At 56.6% G+C, this 19,614-nt stretch carries 10 protein-coding genes and 2 pseudogenes; 10 read left to right on the top strand and 2 right to left on the bottom strand.

Features of this window, described 5'->3' with window-relative positions; genetic code table 11:
- Positions 1 to 294 precede the first annotated feature (294 nt).
- A complete protein-coding gene (locus NZK35_RS28530; RefSeq protein WP_259635931.1) occupies positions 295 to 1,986 on the top strand; it encodes an alpha-keto acid decarboxylase family protein in 1,692 nt (563 codons plus the stop codon).
- On the opposite strand, the gene NZK35_RS28525 is transcribed toward NZK35_RS28530, so the two are convergent.
- Positions 1,983 to 2,363, bottom strand: coding sequence for a hypothetical protein (locus NZK35_RS28525; protein ID WP_259635930.1), 381 nt, complete (start codon positions 2,361 to 2,363; stop codon positions 1,983 to 1,985). The genes NZK35_RS28530 and NZK35_RS28525 overlap by 4 nt on opposite strands.
- 168 nt (positions 2,364 to 2,531) lie before the next feature.
- Between NZK35_RS28525 and NZK35_RS28520 the strand changes: the two genes are divergently transcribed.
- From NZK35_RS28520 to NZK35_RS28480, 9 genes and pseudogenes are all read left to right on the top strand, one after another.
- Complete coding sequence (locus NZK35_RS28520) at positions 2,532 to 3,008, top strand: hypothetical protein (protein ID WP_259635929.1); 477 nt, start codon at positions 2,532 to 2,534, stop codon at positions 3,006 to 3,008.
- Between the two features lie 65 nt (positions 3,009 to 3,073).
- Positions 3,074 to 6,673: a GEVED domain-containing protein gene (locus NZK35_RS28515; RefSeq protein WP_259635928.1), complete on the top strand. Its 3,600-nt coding sequence runs from the start codon at positions 3,074 to 3,076 to the stop codon at positions 6,671 to 6,673.
- A 210-nt stretch (positions 6,674 to 6,883) separates the two neighbouring features.
- Positions 6,884 to 7,684, top strand: a complete 801-nt coding sequence (locus NZK35_RS28510) for a phosphatidylinositol-specific phospholipase C/glycerophosphodiester phosphodiesterase family protein (RefSeq protein ID WP_259635927.1) — start codon at positions 6,884 to 6,886, stop codon at positions 7,682 to 7,684.
- Between the two features lie 116 nt (positions 7,685 to 7,800).
- Complete coding sequence (locus NZK35_RS28505) at positions 7,801 to 9,693, top strand: alkaline phosphatase D family protein (protein WP_259635926.1); 1,893 nt, start codon at positions 7,801 to 7,803, stop codon at positions 9,691 to 9,693.
- A 588-nt stretch (positions 9,694 to 10,281) separates the two neighbouring features.
- Complete coding sequence (locus NZK35_RS28500) at positions 10,282 to 10,872, top strand: sigma-70 family RNA polymerase sigma factor (protein WP_259635925.1); 591 nt, start codon at positions 10,282 to 10,284, stop codon at positions 10,870 to 10,872.
- Between the two features lie 170 nt (positions 10,873 to 11,042).
- The gene (locus NZK35_RS28495) at positions 11,043 to 14,375 is read left to right on the top strand and encodes a WD40 repeat domain-containing serine/threonine protein kinase (RefSeq protein WP_259635924.1); all 3,333 of its coding nucleotides are present in this window, start codon (positions 11,043 to 11,045) and stop codon (positions 14,373 to 14,375) included.
- A 247-nt stretch (positions 14,376 to 14,622) separates the two neighbouring features.
- Complete coding sequence (locus NZK35_RS28490) at positions 14,623 to 16,440, top strand: LamG domain-containing protein (RefSeq protein ID WP_259635923.1); 1,818 nt, start codon at positions 14,623 to 14,625, stop codon at positions 16,438 to 16,440.
- A gap of 165 nt (positions 16,441 to 16,605) precedes the next feature.
- Entirely contained in the window at positions 16,606 to 18,465 is a 1,860-nt protein-coding gene (locus tag NZK35_RS28485) for a hypothetical protein (protein WP_259635922.1), read from the top strand.
- A 312-nt stretch (positions 18,466 to 18,777) separates the two neighbouring features.
- Positions 18,778 to 19,401, top strand: a pseudogene (locus NZK35_RS28480) (protein kinase domain-containing protein); the annotation flags it as partial.
- A gap of 30 nt (positions 19,402 to 19,431) precedes the next feature.
- On the opposite strand, the pseudogene NZK35_RS28475 reads toward NZK35_RS28480, so the two are convergent.
- Positions 19,432 to 19,614: pseudogene (locus tag NZK35_RS28475) on the bottom strand (ISAs1-like element ISRba7 family transposase); the annotation flags it as partial.

Genomic DNA, 19,614 nt, shown 5'->3' with positions numbered 1-19,614 from the left:
AACGCCAGAGAGGGCTCGCGTTGCAAAAGTCTTGGCGCCTACCGCTACGATCAAATCCGTCACTTATACAATTGACGTCCCGCTGGGAGGGTCGCGGAGGAGTTTACGCTCGAAGCGGGCACGGTCGATGTGGCTGGGAATCGCGATGACCGCTCGCCCCTCCCCTCGCTGCGCTCGACCCTCCCTGCCAGGGAGGGTGACTTAAGATGTGTCGATACCAATGTCTAAAATAGAGGATAACTCGAACTAGACTTCCCCAGGGAGACTCTTGCGATGGACGCCTCTCAATCAGCGATGTCAAAATCTGCTGCCAGCGGATCACCTCGGCGTGTGACTGCAAACGTCTCGATCGCACAGTACTTGATCCAACGTTTACAAGACTACGGGATCGGGCACATGTTCGGCATTCCCGGCGACTATGTTTTGTCGCTGTACAGCGAATTGGAAAAGAGTCCGATCGAAATGATCGGCTGCACGCGTGAAGACTGTGCCGGGTTCGCCGCCGACGCCTACTCCCGGCTCAACGGAATGGGCGCGGTGTGCGTCACCTACTGTGTCGGCGGGCTCAGCGTCTGCAACTCGATCGCCGGCGCGTTCGCGGAAAAATCACCCGTCGTGGTGGTGACCGGATCACCGGGGCTGAAGGAACGATCCAGCGGGGCGTTGTTGCATCACATGGTGCGAGACTTTCGGACCCAATACGAGGTCTTCGAAAAATTCACGATCGCCGGCGCGGAGCTTTCCGATCCGCTGACGGCGTTTGCCGAGATCGATCGTGTGTTGGACGCCTGTGATCGTTTCAAACGGCCGGTGTACTTGGAATTGCCGCGTGACATGGTGCACGTCGTGCCGCCGATCGTCCATGGCTATCGCGGGTCCAGTCACGTCAACGACCAGCAGGCGACGGCGGAGGCGATTCGTGAAACAAGCCGCTTGATCGAATCGGCAAACTGTCCGGTCATCCTGGCCGGTGTGGAACTGCACCGTTTCGGGTTGCAAGACGAATTGTTGCAGTTGGCCGAAACGGCCAACATTCCGATCGCGACGACGATGTTGGGCAAAAGTGTGATCAGTGAACGTCATCCGATGTTCATCGGGCTGTACGAGGGAGCCTTGGGAGATCAAGCCGTCACGCAATTTGTCGAGAACAGCGACTTGGTCTTGCTGTTGGGCGCGTTCATGAGCGACATCAACTTGGGAATTTTTTCCGCCAACCTCAATCCAGCCCGCTGCGTGTACGCGACCAGTGAAACGCTACGGATCTCTCACCACCACTATCACAACGTCGGCTTGAAAGAGTTCCTCGTCGGTCTCGTCGAAGCGGGCTTGGTGCCGCAGCAGCGATCGATTCCCGAGCAGCTCTCATCGACCAAACGTTCTGCGTCGAAACACTCCGAACCCGGCGAGGGTGGCTTGCGGACGAGTTGGATGATGAGCCGGCTGAATCGCTTGATCGACGCCGACACGATCGTGATCGCGGATGTGGGCGACTCGTTGTTTGCGGCGACCGAGCTGACGATTCACGAGCGGGGTGAATTCTTGAGCCCGGCCTATTACACGTCGATGGGGTTCAGTGTTCCCGCAGCCTTGGGTGCCGCCACGGCCCGCCCCGATCACCGTGTCGTCGTGCTCGTCGGCGATGGCGCATTCCAAATGACCGGCCAAGAACTCAGTACCTTGATTCGTTGCGGCCACTGTCCGATCGTGATCCTGCTGGACAACCACGGCTATGGCACCGAGCGTTACTTGCACGCCGGGGATTGGAAATACAACGAAATCCATCGTTGGGATTACGGCAAGTTGCTCGACGTCTACGGTTGCGGAAAGAGCCACGACGCGGAAACGGAGCTGGAATTTGAAGCGGCACTCCAAGACGCCTGGGACACACTCGACCAGCCGCACTTGATTCATGCAAAACTGGTCGAGGGTGATGGCAGTGATACGCTCAAAAATCTTGCCGATCGGATGAGCAAGACGGTTGGCTAGCTGGGCTTGTGCTTGCTGTGACAGGCTTTGCAATTGGCCGCTTTTTTCAGCATCGCGCCGGCGTCGGCGTCACCTTCGACCGCGGCTTTGCCGGCTTTGACCAAGGCACCGGTCAGTTCTTTCCAGCTTTCGGCCTCGCCACGCGGCGGCTCGTTCTTCGAAAGTGCGACCAGCATCGCGTGCAACTTCTTGGCGTCTTCGGCCGATCCGTCGCCACCGGCAACCTTTTTCAGCAGCGGACCCTTGAAGGCCTCTTTCATCACCTGCTTGGTCTTGAATTTGGGCTTGTCACCGTCATCGTCTGCGGCAATCGCAGGAAAGCCGATCAAGGCTACCGCAACCAAACAAACCAGCCCACCGAAAATCTTCGCTCGCATCGTTGTCAACTCTCTTAATGGTACCATGAAGAAAAACCGGCCCGGGCGCTCCTCCGGATAGCGATAGATATAGGTGATCGGTCGCTCGTGTGCCACAAAATCAGTGCCAGTCGACGGCAATTGGCAAGAATTCCCAAAACGAGACGCCCCTCGGGTAACCCAATCTTCATGAACGGCCTGAGTCAAAATCAACGCGATCAGATCCTGTCAGCGTTCAACAACCGCGGCAAAATTGCCGCCGTCAAACTGTACAAGGATTGGATGAAGTGTTCCCTTTTGGAAGCCAAAAACGCGGTCGAAGCCATCGAGCATGAGGCGAAGATCGGGGAAGTAAGCCAGCCGGCGCCGCCGGACTCGGTCGAATCGGACCATGCGATGGATCAAGTCGATCAGGCGATCGCGCGGGGAAAGAAACTCGAGGCGGTCAAGCTCTATCGGCAACGGTCCGGAAAGTCGCTGGCTGAATGCAAAGCGTTCGTGGAATCTCGGATGGATCGATCGCGATCGACGTCCGCGGAGTCGACGTCCCATCCGACGGCGGTCGATTCGCAACGCTCGGGATGCTTTTCGGTGCTGTTGCTCTTTGCCAGCCTGACCGGGGTGTGCTGCATCAGCGGATGGATCGCAATTATAATTCGCCAATGAAAACATCCAACGCAGGACCAGCGCAGAACAGAAGGGCCAAGCACCGACGGCTACGACTGCAACGCATGGAGCACCGCTGGTTACTCGCCGCCGGTGCGGATTTGGCGTTTTACGAATTTGCCAATCACACCACGGCTACACCGGAACTGTTTTCGGTCGACACGCATGCGGAGACGACGGCCAGCGACATCAGCTCGCCGCTCAACCTGGGATGGACCGGCAACGGCGAACCGCCCAACGGCCTCGCACTCGGCGGTGCATTCAACGAGACCAGCGAACCGACACCCGCCGGCGGCCAAGGCGATTACTTTGAATGGACGATCACGCCCGAATCCGGCTACGTGTTGAACCTCGCTCGATTCAGCATGCAGATCCGTCGCAACGACCCCGATTCCAAGGACAGTTACTCCGTCTACTTTGACAACGATCCGGGACCCGGCGGAGACAACTTCACGACGAAACTTGCCAGCGGAAAAATCACCAGCGAAGATGTCTTTGAATCGATCAGTGTTCCGTTGGAAGGTGTACCGGGCATGGCCGACCAAACCACACCGATCACCTTTCGCGTGTACGCCTGGGGAACGGCGGGTTTAAACGCCATGCGGCTGGACAACATCCGCGTGCAAGAAGTGCAGCGGACGGTCAGCGAATCGTCGTTGGCCTATTATGGCGATGCGGGTCGATTGATTCATCCGTTGGACGCGTTGGGCAACCGCATCGCCGATTTCTCGGCGGCCGGCTATCGCAACAGCAACGAACCCTTGCCCGACGTCACCGCGACGATTGATCCGTCGCGATTTGTGACCGTCGCGCCGACCGCCGGCGATGACATGGCAAACCTACAGTCCGCAATCGATCAGGTCGCGGCGTTTCCCGTGGGGGCCGATGGCTATCGCGGTGTCGTGCAATTGACCGCGGGTGAATACCACGTCAGCGATCAACTGACCGTGATGGACGACGGCGTGGTCCTGCGCGGCGTCGGCGACGGCGACGATCCGCTGACCAGCACCATCCTCCGCGCGACCGGAACGACACAGCGGTCGCTGATTCTTGTCGGTCAAGCGTCGGGCTGGGCGTCGGGGGTTTCCAACACGACGCACAACATCATCGACAAATACGTGCCCGTGGGCGCGACCAGCCTGCGCGTCGATTCGACGGCCAACTGGAGTGTCGGCGATCCCGTCGTCGTCAAACGTCCCAGCACCGCCGAGTGGATCGCCGCGATCGGCATGGACAGTATTCCGCCGCGAGGTGATGGTGGAACCGTCAATCAATGGGAACCCGGCGGAAACTTTGATCATCTGTACGAACGCGTGATCACCCGGATCGAAGGCGATCGCGTGTTTCTCAATGCGCCCTTGATGTCATCGTTTCAACAGGAATACGGCGGCGGGACCGTGTTTCGATACACCTTCCCTCGCATCGAAAACGTCGGCATCGAAAACATCCGCGGCGTGTCGGACTTTGCCAGTCCGACAGACGAGGCGCATGCGACGACATTCATCGAACTGCAATCGGTTCAAGACGCCTGGGTGCGGAACGTCACCGGCCAGCACTTCGTTTTTGCAACCGTTCACGCCACCAGCCGCACACTGCGGGTCACCGTCGACGACGCACAAAGCTTGGATCCTGTCTCCATCATCACCGGAGCCCGTCGGTATCCGTTCACGATCGACGGCCAATTCGGATTGATGCGAAATCTGTACTCGGAAAACGGACGCCACGACTTCGTCAACAATTCATCGTGGCGGAACCGCGGGCCGAACGTGTTTCTCAACGGCACGGCGGTCGATTCCCACAGCTCTACCGGACCGCACCAACGCTGGTCGTCGGGAACGCTGTATGACACGATCACGACCGACAACCTGATCGAAGCACGTAACCGAGGCAATTTCGGCAGCGGACACGGTTGGGGCGGCGCGAGCATGGTGTTCTGGAACGCGCGGGCCGAACAGTTCATCGTTCAGAATCCGCAAACGGCCCAAAACTGGGTGATCGGGTCGACCGGCACGTTGGTCAACGAAACGCGTTTCGGCCCCCAACCGCCGGCAACCGTCGACGCACACGCCACGCCGATCGATTTCGGCGACCCACAAAACCCGACCAGCAGCCTGTTCGTTGCTCAACACAACCAGCGGATGACCGACCCGACGGCGGAAACCCGTGAGTATGTTCTGGGAGATTTCGATTTGCTCGCCTACGACGGTTCGGCTTCGACAGATTCGCTGCCAGTGGATCCACAATGGATGAGCGACGTGACGACCCTGGCGGCGGGAACACCGATCCGGTCCAGCGATCAAGCGACCGGCGGCCAAGCCACCGACGGCCAGTACGTCCCCTTTAGTTTCCAATACGCTCTGGACACGCACGAGGTGGTTCGCTCGGCGGTGCTGTCGTTGGGATTGCGGGGAACCGGTGGAGCGACTGCCGATGATTCCATCTGGATCGACGACCTTTCGCGTCCGCGATCGCTCGCATCCCTTGGCATGACCGCCCCCCTATCGACTTCCGATACAACGACGCTAACGGTCGAACTGACCGGTCGGGATCTGATCGCGGCTCAAGACGGACAGCTGGACGTCTTGATCGGCCAACACAGCGCCCTCGATTGGGCGGTCTTGAATCTGTCGGTCACCGAGCTTGACGTGTTTGATTTCGGCGATGCCCCCGCATCCTATCCCACGACCCTGGCCCAAGACGGAGCACGCCACGGTGCGACCGGGCCGCGTCTGGGGGAAACGCGCGATGCAGAATCCGATGGCGTGGCGTCCGCGGGTGCCGATGCGGATTTGGACGACGGAGTGTTGTTCGGCGCGATTCGAGTGGGTCACCCGATGGCGGGCGTGAACATCGATCTGCAAAACGCGGTCGAAGCCAAAGTCGATGTCTGGATCGACTTTGATTTTGACGGGACCTGGCAACCGAACGAACAAGTCCTTTCCGCCGCCCCGGTGTCCACGGGACTGCAAACACTCAATTACAACCTGCCAGCCTCGGCGCCGCTCGGCCAGACCATCGCCCGCGTCCGACTCAGTTCGGTCGGTGGATTACAACCGACCGGGTTTGCGTTTGATGGCGAAGTCGAAGACTATCCGGTCATCGTCCAAGCCGCCGTGGCCCCGGACATCGAAACGATTGTGATCAATGACGGCCAGCCCCAACGATCACGCGTGGACCGACTGACGGTGAAGTTCGACAGCGACGTCGAAACGTCGGCGAGCGCGTTTCTGGTGCGCGACCGAGCGACCGGCCAACAGGTCGGTCTTTCGCTTGTGACCGAAATCCAAAACGGGAAGACCGTCGCCACGCTGACGTTCTTGCCTGGTCCCGGCGTGGTCACCCACACGACCGGTCTGCATTCGCTCCGCGATGGCAATTTTGAATTGACCGTGACCGGCTCCGGGGTCACGTCCGGCGGACTGGCCATGGACGGTGACGTCTCCTTCGGCGATCAAGCCGCCGACGCGTTCTTCCGACATTTCGGCGACACCGATGGCGACCGCGATGTGGACGGCCAAGATTACGGCCGCTTCGGATTGACGTTCCTGCGTTCCCCGACCGATGATGGCTTCCACGCAGAACTCGATTTCGATGGCGATGGCGACGTCGACGGGCAAGACTACGGTCGCTTCGGACAACGTTTCCTCAAACGACTCGACTTCTAGTGCTCCGTTAACTTTGAACTTAGCCTGTTGGCATGCACAGCATGCCCTACGTTCTCTGTTAACGTTGAACTTGGCCTGTTGGCATGCACAGCATGCCCTACGTTCCTGCCGCCCCAACATTCTGCCGCCCCATCATTCTGCCACTCCATCGTTTTGCCCCCATCGTTTTGCCCCCATCGTTTTGCCCCCATCGTATTGCCCTCCACCACTATGAACCGAACTGCCATCACCTGTCTCCTGCTCACCCTCAACATCGGTTTCGCATCGCCTCTCTTCGCCCAGGCCGTCAAACCGGCCCGGCAAGCCCACGCCCACAACGATTACTTGCACGACCGTCCGTTGCTGGACGCCTTGGACAACGGGTTCTGTAGCGTCGAAGCGGATATCTATTTGATCGATGGCGAACTATTGGTCGCGCATGACTTGGATAAAACGTCGCCAGACCGCACCTTGCAGGGACTCTACCTCGATCCACTGCGTTCTCGCATCAAGAAGAACAACGGCAGCGTCTACGGCGACGGACAAACGTTGACGTTGTTGATCGACATCAAATCCGAAGGGAACTCGACCTACCGCGCGCTGGACACCGTGTTGTCACAGTACCAAGACATCCTGACCTACATCGACGAGAAAGGGGTTCACCAGGGCGCAGTCACTGCGATCATCAGCGGCAATCGTGCGATCGAGTTGATTCAAGCTGATTCGACACGTTATGCCGGTGTCGATGGGCGCCTCTCGGATTTGAACAGTGGGATGGCCCCCGACTTGATGCCGCTGATCAGCGACAACTGGGGACGCTATTTCAGTTGGCGCGGCGCCGGTGAAATGTCGCCGGCGGAACGCGAACGACTGAAACGTGTGGTAGAAAAAGCGCATGCCGACGGTCGGCGTGTGCGGTTTTGGGCAACGCCCGATAGTGATGTCGTCTGGGCTTTCCTCGCCGACGCGAACGTGGACTTGATCAATACCGATGACTTGACCGGGCTAGCCGAATTCTTGCGTTCCCGATGACGCGTTTCGCTGGGCTTGGCGATCATCATTGGACTGCACAATCGACGTACGGGCGGTCCGACAATGAGATAAACTGAGCCTTCGTTTTTGCAGTGCCCCTTTTTAGACTGTTCCCCATGCGAACCACCCTTGCTTGTTCTTTGCTCGTTCTCGGATCGTTCGTTCACGCGCAAGACGCTCCGCCGCCCAAGCACCACATTGCCGATCCGGCCGATGCCTCGATCACCATCTCCACGGCCCGGGATCCGATCCGGTTGACCCATGGCCCGATGCTGGGCCAGCCCACGGCGACGTCGATGCGGGTCTGGGCGCGGACGTCGGATCCGGGACAATTCGAAGTCCACTACGGCACCGCGGCGGGCGCCATGGATACGGTCAGCGAGCCCGGCCAAACGACGATCGGTCACGACAACACCGGCGTCGTTGACCTGGTCGGGTTGTCAAGCGACACCCGGTATCACTATCAGGTCTGGGTCAATGGGCGGCCCCACGGATTGCCGGGCAGCTTTCAGACGCTGCCGAGTGCCGATCAGTCGCGGAACGAAACCTACAATCCCGACGGGCTGTTCAATTTCCGTTTCCAGATCGGCTCCTGTGCCAACCAAAATCCGCTGCACGGCGGCGGGCACCGGGCGACGACGTACGAGCACCTCAATCGCGACTGGGCCGACAAAGTCCACTTTCACGTGATGAACGGCGATTGGCTCTACGAAGAACAGCGGCGGTATCCGCCGGACGCCTGGCAGCTCGTTCAAGGAGCCAGTGCCAAACCCCGAGTCGCCCAAATCGCGCCCACGATCATCGGCGTCTGGGAAAACTACAAACTGTACCTGGACCGCGGTGAATCGCTGTCGCATTGGCATCGCCATGTGCCCAGCTACTTCACCTTCGATGATCACGAGTTGGTCAATGACATCTGGGGCTCGGCGGAAACCGGCAAGCGTCACCGCCGCACGGTCTTTCGCGACATCGGCACGCAGGCCTGGTACGACTATTTGGGCTGGGCCAATCCGACCGAATACCACCACCCGATTCATTTCGGCAAAGCGACGATGCGCCGCGACAGCGATCTGCTGTACGATCAAACCGCCGACTTCACCAAGATGCCGCTGGCGGAAATGGGCAACCTGCACGTCCACTGGGGCACGCCCGAAGCCGGTGTCAACGACATGGAATTCGATGACGATGCCGGCCACAAGAACTCCTACGTCTATGACATCGTCGAGGTCATCGACCCGCACACGTTGCGGTTGCACATGAAAGCGAAAATCGACGACACGAATGTCAGCTACTCGATCGGTCGACGAAGCTACGGCAAGAAGCGTGTCGGCAATTGCGAGTTCTATTTCCTCGACACCCGCGGTGATCGTCAAATGCACGACGTCACCCAGCGGGACAAGCCGGGCGTTTCGATGCTGGGCCGGCCGCAACGTGAATGGTTGCTCCGCAGCATGCGTGAAAGCGACGCCGATTTCCGCTTCGTGATTTCGACCGTCCCGTTCATGATTCCCCACAGCGGCGCCGGCGGGTTCGAAGCCGATGCGGCGAACAAGGAAGAAGCCTGGACGGGGTTCTTTGATGAACGCGAGTTTTTGATCGCCGAATGGGAAAAGATTGGCAAGCGGGTGTTCGTGATGACCGGAGACTTGCACAACAGTTTTGCGATCAAGGTCACTGACAACGTCTGGGAGTTCTGTTGCGGGCCGCACAACAGCGTCAACCACGTGCCCGCCAATGACGAGAGCGACCGCCCGGCGACGGGCAAATTCAAGTTCGGACCGCGGGAGTGCGACATTCGTTGGAGCAGCTACATCTTGCCGGATCTGCCACGGCTGGAGCGGTTGTACCCGTACTTCTGTGTCGTCCAGATCAACAACGTGTTCAACATGCCACAGAAGTTGGGCGGCAAACGTTTGGTCGCCTACCCACACCCGCAAGTCGTGTTCCAGTACTACGACGGTCGCACCGGAGAACTCGCCTACGCCGAATCAATTTCGACCGAGCGTTGAGAGCGGAGGCGGGCAGCGATTCGGCCAGCTCGCCGACCCGCATCCCGTCGCCCCGCCGGCGACAGTCGCCGGCGCGTACAAATTGCACGTCAAAACGCGCGGCGGTGTCCGCCACCGACTGCACGAAGAAAACTGCGAAACCTGCGTCGGTTGGTCCAACCTCCTTGAGCTACGAGTCGCACCCTGGCACTCCTTTAAGGTGGGTTCGCCGCCGTTAGCTAGGCCGTCATCCTTTGCGCTGGACAAGCAGCCAGCCGATCACCCCACAATCACCTACGCGCCAGTTATTTCGTGGAACTGTGCGGCTGCCTGGCATCGGAATCGGAGGGCTCCACACAACGAGCGCTCGCGTCTGCTGCGCTGAGATTCCGTTTAAACGCCCTGCAAGACACTCTTTTTGGCCCGGGGAACGAACGGAAACCTGGCACAAGGTATCCGTTCGATCCGCACAATGGGGTAGACTCATGTGAGTAATAACCGGCGCCCCGCGTTGCAGAATTACTAGTCCTGACATCTTTTCTCGCGCAGCCGGAGAGATTCGCGACACGTATTCTTGAAAAATGCGTCTCTGGAAACAAAAATGCTGGCATGGCCGAGCAGAAAACATTGGAACGGAGCGCCGCATCGCTGGAAGCGAAGATCGAAAGCCTTTCGAGTTGGCAGCTGGTGAACAGCTGGATTGCCGAATCGTGTCGGCACTCTTTCTCGCGTTTCCCGCAACTTCGCCGGTGGGAAATGACTGGTGATGTTGCTCAGCAGGCGACTTTATCGTTGCTTGACGCCATCAATTCGAAGAAGGTGAACCCGACTTCTGAGGAGCATTTGCGCCGCATTGCCATTCTTCACGTGAAGTGGACGTTTCTCAGGCTGGCTCGGCAGCATCGGCGGTCAATTCGCACAGCTTACGCTACACCGCTAGCTAAAGACGGAGGGCCCAGAGTGGAGGAGGACTACGCGTCTGAATTCACCCCAATGAAGCGAAGAGTCGATTGGATGCAGTTTCACTGCACGGTCGACAGTCTACCTGAATTGCAACGCGAGATATTTCAGAAGAGCTGGTACGATGAGATAAAGAATCCGGAGATTGCTGAACAGCTGGGTCTCAGTATCCGAACCGTCCAGCGAAACTACCGACTCGCTTGCGAGCGACTGATCTGCGCTTTGGGTGATTGCATCTGATCGGCGATTTCATGTAGGTTGGACCAAGGACCCTGGCGACGCAGTTCCGGCAGATTGGAATTCATAGTTTGTAGCAGCGCCGTTGTCGCGGCTCGATCCGGCCTACGTTATGTGTCCAAGAGGCAGATGGTGACTTGCAAGGCGAACGGCGCGTTGGTTCAATTTTTTGTATGAATCTGCCCAACGAAGAGAATCCGGAAGAGCTTCAGAACCCGAAAGTGGGTGATTTGCTAGACGACTTCTTTATTGCTGAAGAGTCAGGTTCTCCGGTAACGCCTGAAGAGCTTTGTAAGGAACACAGTGGTTTGCTGAAGGCGCTACAAGATGCGATCGCTCGTCAGCGTCGCTTCGAATCACTCAAGGATGACTTGGATTCGTCACTTCCGTTAGTCTACGGTTCCTACGAAGTCGTTGAAGTTCTTGGCAAAGGAGGATGCGGAACAGTCTTCAGGTGCAGGCACAGGCACCTTCAGCGTGAAGCAGCAGTGAAAGTAGTGGTGTTATCCGATGGCAACCCTTTCGCCGAAGCTCACTTCGTTCGCGAGATTGAGGTTGTGAGGGAGTTCGGTCACGACCGGATTGCTACCATCTTTGACAGTGGCGTTCTCAACCATGGATCAACCATTGTCGGCTGGTTGGCAATGGAATACCTGTCTGGTGGCCGAATCGACGATTTCGTGTCGAATACAAACGCATCAGGATTAGAAATTCTTTCGCTAATCGGAAGCGTCGTGTCCACGTTATCAGACGCTCATCAATCAGGAATCCTGCATCACGATATCAAGCCCGGTAATATCCTGATGTCCGAAAGTGGAGAGCCGCACCTAACGGATTTTGGATTGGCAAGGATTGCGGGAAGCCATGTCTTGGAGGGCCCCAACGGTCCGATCGGAACGCCGGGCTACATCGCCCCGGAACTCAAAGACAGGAATCGGCACCCTGGCGTGACTTCTGAGATATACAGCGTGGGAGTTCTACTTAGAAATTTGTTGTGCCGATTGTCTGACGTGCCGGCAAGTGCGTCAGACATGCGAGCAGCCAAGCGACATCACGACTTCGCGGGATGGCGGTCACGCGATCTGGACGCTGTCTTGGCGCGGATGACAGCGGACAATTCGGAGGATCGGTATTCGTCGCTTGCGCTACTACGAGCGGAGATCGACTGCCTTATTGATGGAGATCTGGTTGCGGCTCGACCGGTTTCATTGGCTGAAAAAAGCGTCCGATGGATACACCGAAACCCTACGTTGACAATTCTTTGGAGCGTCATCGCAGCGACACTGCTGATGGCTTTTGTTCTCCTGACGGTGAACGTCACTTCAAGATACAAACATGCAAGAGAAGTCGATCAGCAGAATCAAGAACTCCTCGCCAGAGAAGAGCAACTGAAGAGGGCAACGGTAAGTTCGCGTCTTAGGTCGATTCAGCCGCTCCTGGCACGCAATAGGATTGTGGCGAAGCAGCAGCTCGAAGATGAATCGCTCTTTCCACCTGGAGATCGCTGTTTCGCATGGAGATTCCTACATTCGGAGGCGACAGACGTTGCGTTTGACTTGTCAGAAGTAGACGGTGGATTCGGTGGGATCTATCAGGTCAGGTTCTCGCCTGACAACAGAAAACTTGTCGTATGCAGCAAGCCAAGATGCCTTTCGCTCGTCGACATTTTCCATCGAACTCGGAAGATCATACCCTGTGATTTGCGGCTTGCCGGAACCCTGCTTTCTCACCCGGCGATGACAACTTTTTACTGCCAGGAGTCCAGTGGCAACTTGTTGGAAATCTCCTGGGAATCCGGTGCGATCCTACGCCGCATCGAGTTGCCAGTGCCAACGCGAGCAAAGATGGCTTTAACATCGCGAGGCCACCGAAGCTATGGGCTCACCAAGGAAGGGTACCCAATTCAAATTCATTTAGCGTCGGAAACTGCTCTGACTGGGAGGAATTCAATCGACGGGGTCCCCGCCGGCTTGTGGCTCACGCCCGATGACCAGGTCCTGCATTGTGTGACCCGAAAAGGTCTTTGGCATCGCTGGGAGGCGGGTACGCTTGAAGAGCTGCAGCAAAGCAACATTTTTGATGCTCTCGATCCGGAGGTCATCCTTCTCGATTCAACCAAACGCACGCTGAGAGCAGCGGAAGCGAATTATGAAATGGATTTCGGCCTCTGTATCGTTCTCGCTTTCGACAATGGAGTAACCACAGTCGCTTGGCCCGACTCGCATCGAAGTTATTCTTTGATCGCTCGATCCTCGCCGCTAACAAGCCATTTCACATTCAGGCCCAGGTCGCAATGCGTCATTCCGGACGGACGCGGCGGGCTCCTGTTCTCAGTATTCGATCCGGCAAATCAAGAAGCGATCGGCTCGGTAACGGATAGCGTTCTTGCCGCAGCCGTTTCTCTTGACAACAGATGGACTGCTACCGGTGGGAGCAAGGGCAAGCTCTTTGTCAGGCGAATCCGAGACCCTAATGAAAGGATTCGGCGATTGCAAACGTTTACTGGAGAAGATCGTGGTTACGGTCCCCCAGTGCGTACCGTCCAATTGGCAGCATCCGGTGAAACGCTCGTTTGCCACCGAGAGGGCTGGTGTGCGGTGGTCGATAGCGAAACAGACCGAGTCCGCGAGGGATTTCAAATCAACAACTCCCAGTTTTCGACAATCGCCTATTCTCGAAAGAACCAATTGGCCGTGCTGGGCTTCCGAACCCCCGGGAGCAAGGTGGTCGCATTGCGCAGGCGTGAGGATGGGGGCTTCTGCGATCAGGAGCTGTCAAAAGCGGAAATGTTGGAATCCTCTGGCCCGCTTTGTCCACCTCCGAAGCCTTCTTTTGAAATCGAATGCGACGCAAATGTCACGTCGTTGTGCTTTTCAAAGGATGAAGATGTCCTACTCGTGGCCCTGCGAAACGGAGAGTTGTTCACCGCTGACGCTTTGACTGGAGAGATTCTTAGGCGTTGTCGCCAACTCGAAAGGGAGTCGGCTTGTCTTTCAATGTCAGCGGTCGCTGGCGGGATCTTGTGTGGTGGAGCGGACGGTCGAATCCACCTCGTCAACGTTACCGATGGAACGATCGAGGCGTCGTGGCAGGCCGGCGCAAGTCGCATCTACTCATTGGCGGTCAATCGCGACGAATCCCTGATCTACAGTGGAATGGCAACCGGTGTGATTCGGGTTTTCGACTCCGAAGGCAAGCTTCGCCGCCAAATGTCGGGACATCAAGGCCGAGTCCTATCGTTAGCGCTCAGCAACGATGGTGAAACACTGGCCAGCGGAAGTACAGACCACAGGATCGCGATCTGGGACACGCGTAGCGGAGAAATGCAACTGCTGCTGAATCGGCACACCGACTCCGTGACGGACCTGTGTTTTTCAAAGGACGATTCAGAGCTCTGGTCCACATCGGCCGAAGGAACCGTCTACAGATGGAACTCGCAAGACAGCAACGATTCCATTTCAAAAACGCCCGAAAGTACTGAAATTCGCCAGAGCCCCCTCGAGTGATGGACTCCCGGCGAAGTGCAATGGATTGAACGCAAGACGCTCGTTTTCGATTCTTATTCTTGTCGCCTGACCCGATGCCCTTTCGTCCAAGGCGGGACGTCTAAATCGAGCATCCGGAACGCGAGTTCTCACGGCAATTCTTGTCTTTCGTCCGATTTTTCGAGATTTCCTGACGCATTTCTCGCAAATCGGTTCAGTGGTAACCGTGGAGATCTCATTTCAACCAATCGGCAGGACTTCAATCACCATGATTCCCCAATTTCTCGATTTTGCTCGAGCAATTCTGATGCTCGCAGCCTTGCTGCCTGCCGTCGCCATCGGACAAGCACCCACGCTGGATGCATTGAAGCGGTTTCCGTCAGCGGAAAAAGCGCTTCAGGTTCGCATGAAACGCGCAGTCGCGGAACGTGATCGTTATCGCGAGGCAAACCGTGACGCTCATTTGATTGTTGGTCGGGTCCAGCTCCAGGGAAACGATGATCCGGAATCCGTCAGATCACAAATGATCATTGTGGAAGAAGGCTTCTTTGTGGACGTGATCCGTGATCCAAAAATGCCGATCGGATTCCGGCACTCGGACTACCAACCTCTTGATTTCACGCTCCCGGACGATGCCGTGCCGGGGGAAAATGGCGTCATCGATGTTGGGTTCGTGAAAATGTCCCGGGCCTCGTTGGCCGACAAGGGTCGCATTACCGGAAAACTGATGCTGGAAGCGACAGACGATGCTAGCGCCGCCCGAGTGAACGTCACACTCCGAACTCCTCGGGCGAATACGCCGTCCAATGGTACCGAAGGCGTCGGTCGCAAACATAGGAGTATGACACTGAAAGTCGGTCGGGACGGAACCGTGCAGTCCGAGCCTGTGAGCGAAGGCGATTATTACGTTGGTCTGAGTGCCGATGGCCATGTCAGTACAAGTCGACGGGTGACGGTAAAGGCCGGTGAAGACACCGATTTCGGACGTGTCGGACTGGAGTTGCCCCGAAAAATCAATATCACCTATCGAGTTCTTAAGACAGGCGATCGCAGCTTCGCCGAGAGTCCGGAAATGGTGAAGTCCTTTCCCGCTGGTCATCGCTGGAAAGCCACGCCGGACATCTACGGCTGGGATCTTGAATTTGAACAATCCGGGGGCAAGGTTTCGTTTTCTTATTCCTACGCGCCGTGCCATATCAAGGATCTTGGTCCCGGGACGCTGGACGATCACCTGGATGCCTTGCCGGAAGCAGCAACGGACTCCCCGCGAGGCATGGAAGTCACTTCGGGCCACGTTTACTTGCTCAATCAACAGCATTGGAAGCACGCCGTGCTGTTTCGTGCGGAGATTGACGGGAAGATCGAACCTGGTGAGAAGATGTCGCCCGATGTTGGCATCACGGCGGGCAGCCCAAAGCTTCCGAACGTGATCGCTCACTACGAGTTCGAAGGCAACGCCAACGAACTCAATGGCACCGGATCCGCATTCGACCTAAAGAACACTCAGTTCAACAACGGAGCGTTAGTACTGAACGGGCAGTACGAGCATTCTGGCAGTGCGTCGGGGTACCGGGCCATTGCCAGTACGCCGGGCCAAAGCTACGACTCGTTCACCGTATCTGTTCGATTCAAGGCGCAATCGTTCGCTGACCGGAACAGAACGATTCTCTGCGGCGGCAGTTCTTACCGTTGGTTTCAGATTTGTGCCGGCCAAGGCAATGCTGTCAGCGTAACGCTCAACAATCAACGCATCAGTCATACATTTCAGAACCTCAAGTTACGCCCGGGACATTGGCATCAAATCGCCTGTGCCGTTGATATCCCCAAGGGAATTGTGGCGGTGGTTCTCGACCACAATCGCGCCGAAGTGTTTCGACTCCCGCCGGGCTTCAAGCTCGACGTGGCTGACTCAAGCGACGCAGAACGCGACAAGAACTGGATGTTTACCAACTATTCCTATGGCAATGCGTTTTACGGTCTGATTGATGAGTTGACAATCCTGAAGGGCACGATGTCAGCGGCTGCGTTTCAAAAGACGATTGCGACATTGAAGGAAAATACTTCCGCTTCAACAAGCAGCAACTGATGACCAGCTCTCCATCACTCGAGCGAAACAAAAAGGACGGGGGGCGAATTGTTCCGTTTGGTTTCGGTTCCGTTGCGTCTTTGGGATCGGTGTGTTTCTCGGGTGACGCGGGAGCGGTGACTTGGCTTCCCGCGGCCCTTTCTCTTCTCCCCAACGGACTTGAACGTGCGACGATTCCTTAGTTTGCTGTTGTGTTTGCTCATCGGGTTGCCAGCCTCGTCTCCCCGACTTGCCGCGACCGGCTTCGATGCGGCTGGCGACGAATCGAATGCTGAGAACTCCGCAGCCGAGCTAATTGCTGCCGATCCAAAGCTCAAATCTTGGATGCAGGCCGTTCCACTGGCCATTCAGCAAGAACTTTCACGGAGCATTGACCGATTCCTTGCCGACCAAGAGAACAGCGGTAAGGTCATTGCAGTCGGCAAGTTTGATATTCCAGAAGGAACGGTTATCGGCAGAGGAGGAATCCCGGCTGGCGGCGTCTTGTTATATCAGCAGCAGCAGCGACTCAATGTGAGTTTCGGTGGCAGTCGCAGGGACTCGATTACCCATTGGCCTTGGTTTGTCGCGAGCCTGCATCCTGGGAAACCAGCGGAGATTGGCACGGTCACACTGCAGCACCGGAAGTCCACGACGACCGTCCCCGATACGCAAAGACGAAGCAGTGTCCTGATACCATCGATCAAAATCCAAGCTGCAAACAAGGATGAACTCCTGACGGTGAAGGCAACTTTGATAGATGGTGAGCAGGCGATTCCAGGTTGCGTGCTTTTAAGTCTTCCGGGTTTCTACTACAGATCCACCGTTTTGACGCATAGTGATGTCACCGGAGAGCTTGAATTTACACTGCCGAAAGATCTCTTTGAATTTGAGAACCGCATCGACCTGGACTTGCGAAACTACTTCTATGAAGGGGTGAAGCGACAGATTTCGGAGGATGACTTTTCAGGTGGCGTCGCAAACTTGGGAACATTGGAATTGAAGCCCAGACAGTCACACATGGTCAGTGGGTTGATCACCAAGACCAAGTTTCTGAAAGATGGCTACCAATTCCGGATCAATCGCGACTACAGCGATGTCAATTTCTTCTGGGGTAGCATGCGGCCCTACAGCACGCCAGAGGGCCACGTGATTCGTGTTTCAGGGTATGGGAAGTCCATGAATATCGTGATCGATTCCATGACCCACCTTGCAGATCTGGGCACGGAGTTTGAAAACAGCTGGCTGAAGCGACCCGTTGCGATTTGGTTGGACGAGAATGATCTACAGCCGGTGAACAGTTTAAGGGCAACGGTTGGACACAACTATCTGATCAAGTGTCGTGAATCACCGCTCGCAACGGCTCCGCTTTGGGGAATTATTCGGATCGAGAAAGCGTCGAACGCGTTTGACAATTTCGTAGTCCAGGGCAAATCGTTTGGGCCGCGTTTTAGAGAGTTAGCCAATCGCTTTGGCCGATTCCCATACAATCATCTCCCCATCGCGAATCCGATCAAGAGTCCTCGATTGGACATCGCCGGACCGCTTGACGACGAAGACATGAAACTTGTGGCCGGTCTTGAGGGCGATGTGAATGTGGCAGTGACCGCGAACTCGCTGCTTAGCGTTCAGGGCTTCAAAGACTTAGCGCGCAGCCGTGCCGTCAAATCGATCGGATTCCATGGACGTGACGTCAGCGTCCAAGAACTGCAAGTGTTAACACAATCCAATCTGACCGGTTTGAAATTCCTTGATTGCAAACTGCCGGCGAAATTGCGACCACTGTTACTTCGTTCCGTGACCAAGATTGAACTCAAGAATTGCACATTGGACGGAACGTTCGTGGCCGCCCTCGCACGATGCCCATCGCTCACCGAACTCGAATTCGAAAACTGCAGTGGCCTCCAAGGTCAGGAGGCCGTGTTCCAATACTTGCCGAGAGGATTGAAGAGGCTCGAACTAGAAAACTGTCAAATCAATGCTCAACTTCGGACGGCTCTGAATCAACAACGCGGGGGATATTTATATGTGAGAATCGTCGACTAGCAGTGCTTCGGGTTCGCTTTCGCCTAGCTGATCCAACGCCGCGCTGTTTCGGTGTAGTCCAATTCGGTGAAGCTGCGACTGGCGACCGGGGGCAACGCACTTGCGGCGTCTGAACCGTTCTGTGTCAGCGATTCGACGACTTAGATTGGGGGGCGGCCGACAAGTGCCGATTCGCGGCCGACCTGTTTGGTAAGATTATCGCACGACCCTCGCCACGAATGCCTGGACTGAGCCCGTCACCCAGGTATCATCTTGGAGGCTCGAGCTGGCTTCCACTGCGATACCCTCTGGATCGATCTCGATTTCTTCAGCATGCGAGCGAAAACAATTTGCCCTCACTGCGGCCAGAAGCTGCGAGTCGACTCAGGAAAACTGGGGAAGACCATTGGTTGCCCAGCCTGTAAGCAATCTTTCTCGTTCGAATCGAGCGGGAATGCCTCGATGTTGTCCGTGGGGAACCAGGCAAATCAGACTTTAGAAGCGTCCGACGACAGTACATTGAGGGCGATTGCCAAGACACCCGAACGAAGCGATCGAACGCGACGCCCCAGAAAGCTCGGTCGATTCGAGATCGTCTCGGTGTTGGGAACAGGCGGTTTTGGAAAGGTCTACAAGGCCCGCGACCCGTCGCTTGATCGATGGGTTGCGTTGAAAGTGCCGATCTTTGCATCCGGTGGAGAGAACCGAACCAAACGCTTTGTTGCGGAAGCAAAAGCGGCTGCAAGACTGAGACACGCGAACATCGTCACCACGTATGAGTCCGGAAAGGCGGGCGACAGGTACTACATTGCAACGGAGTACATCGAAGGCGAACTGCTCTCGAATCGGCTTCAGCGCGGCAGCCTGCCATTCTCAGAAGCTGCCGAGATTGTCCGCAAGCTTGCCTTAGCACTTGACTACGCTCACTCGAGTGGGATTATCCATCGGGACCTAAAGCCTCACAATGTCACGACGATCGCACCAAAATTAGGCTGCAAACAGGAGTTTTTCGAGAAAGTCAGTGTTCCAGCCAGCGATTTTGCGTTTCCGCTTGAGACTCTTCTTCCGAGTGTCCCGCTTGAGGAGCGTTGTGACAAACCGGCGAGCAAAGCTCATGTTCGACGTCGCGTTTTTGGTTCGGAGCCGACTGGAGTCTTCATGAAACACCAC

This window comes from Stieleria sedimenti, assembly GCF_025060895.1.
In the GTDB taxonomy this organism is placed as follows: domain Bacteria; phylum Planctomycetota; class Planctomycetia; order Pirellulales; family Pirellulaceae; genus Stieleria; species Stieleria sedimenti.
The sequence above is the reverse complement of the archived record's forward strand: the minus strand, read 5'-3'. Positions and strand labels throughout refer to the sequence as shown.

Excerpts from the sequence above, each read along its gene's own strand:
- NZK35_RS28505 (WP_259635926.1), top strand. The coding sequence starts at position 7,801 with ATGCGAACCACCCTTGCTTGTTCTTTGCTCGTTCTCGGATCGTTCGTT.
- NZK35_RS28510 (WP_259635927.1), top strand. The coding sequence starts at position 6,884 with ATGAACCGAACTGCCATCACCTGTCTCCTGCTCACCCTCAACATCGGT.
- NZK35_RS28515 (WP_259635928.1), top strand. The coding sequence starts at position 3,074 with ATGGAGCACCGCTGGTTACTCGCCGCCGGTGCGGATTTGGCGTTTTAC.
- NZK35_RS28490 (WP_259635923.1), top strand. The coding sequence starts at position 14,623 with ATGATTCCCCAATTTCTCGATTTTGCTCGAGCAATTCTGATGCTCGCA.
- NZK35_RS28495 (WP_259635924.1), top strand. The coding sequence starts at position 11,043 with ATGAATCTGCCCAACGAAGAGAATCCGGAAGAGCTTCAGAACCCGAAA.
- NZK35_RS28525 (WP_259635930.1), bottom strand. The coding sequence starts at position 2,363 with ATGCGAGCGAAGATTTTCGGTGGGCTGGTTTGTTTGGTTGCGGTAGCC.
- NZK35_RS28500 (WP_259635925.1), top strand. The coding sequence starts at position 10,282 with ATGGCCGAGCAGAAAACATTGGAACGGAGCGCCGCATCGCTGGAAGCG.
- NZK35_RS28520 (WP_259635929.1), top strand. The coding sequence starts at position 2,532 with ATGAACGGCCTGAGTCAAAATCAACGCGATCAGATCCTGTCAGCGTTC.
- NZK35_RS28530 (WP_259635931.1), top strand. The coding sequence starts at position 295 with ATGTCAAAATCTGCTGCCAGCGGATCACCTCGGCGTGTGACTGCAAAC.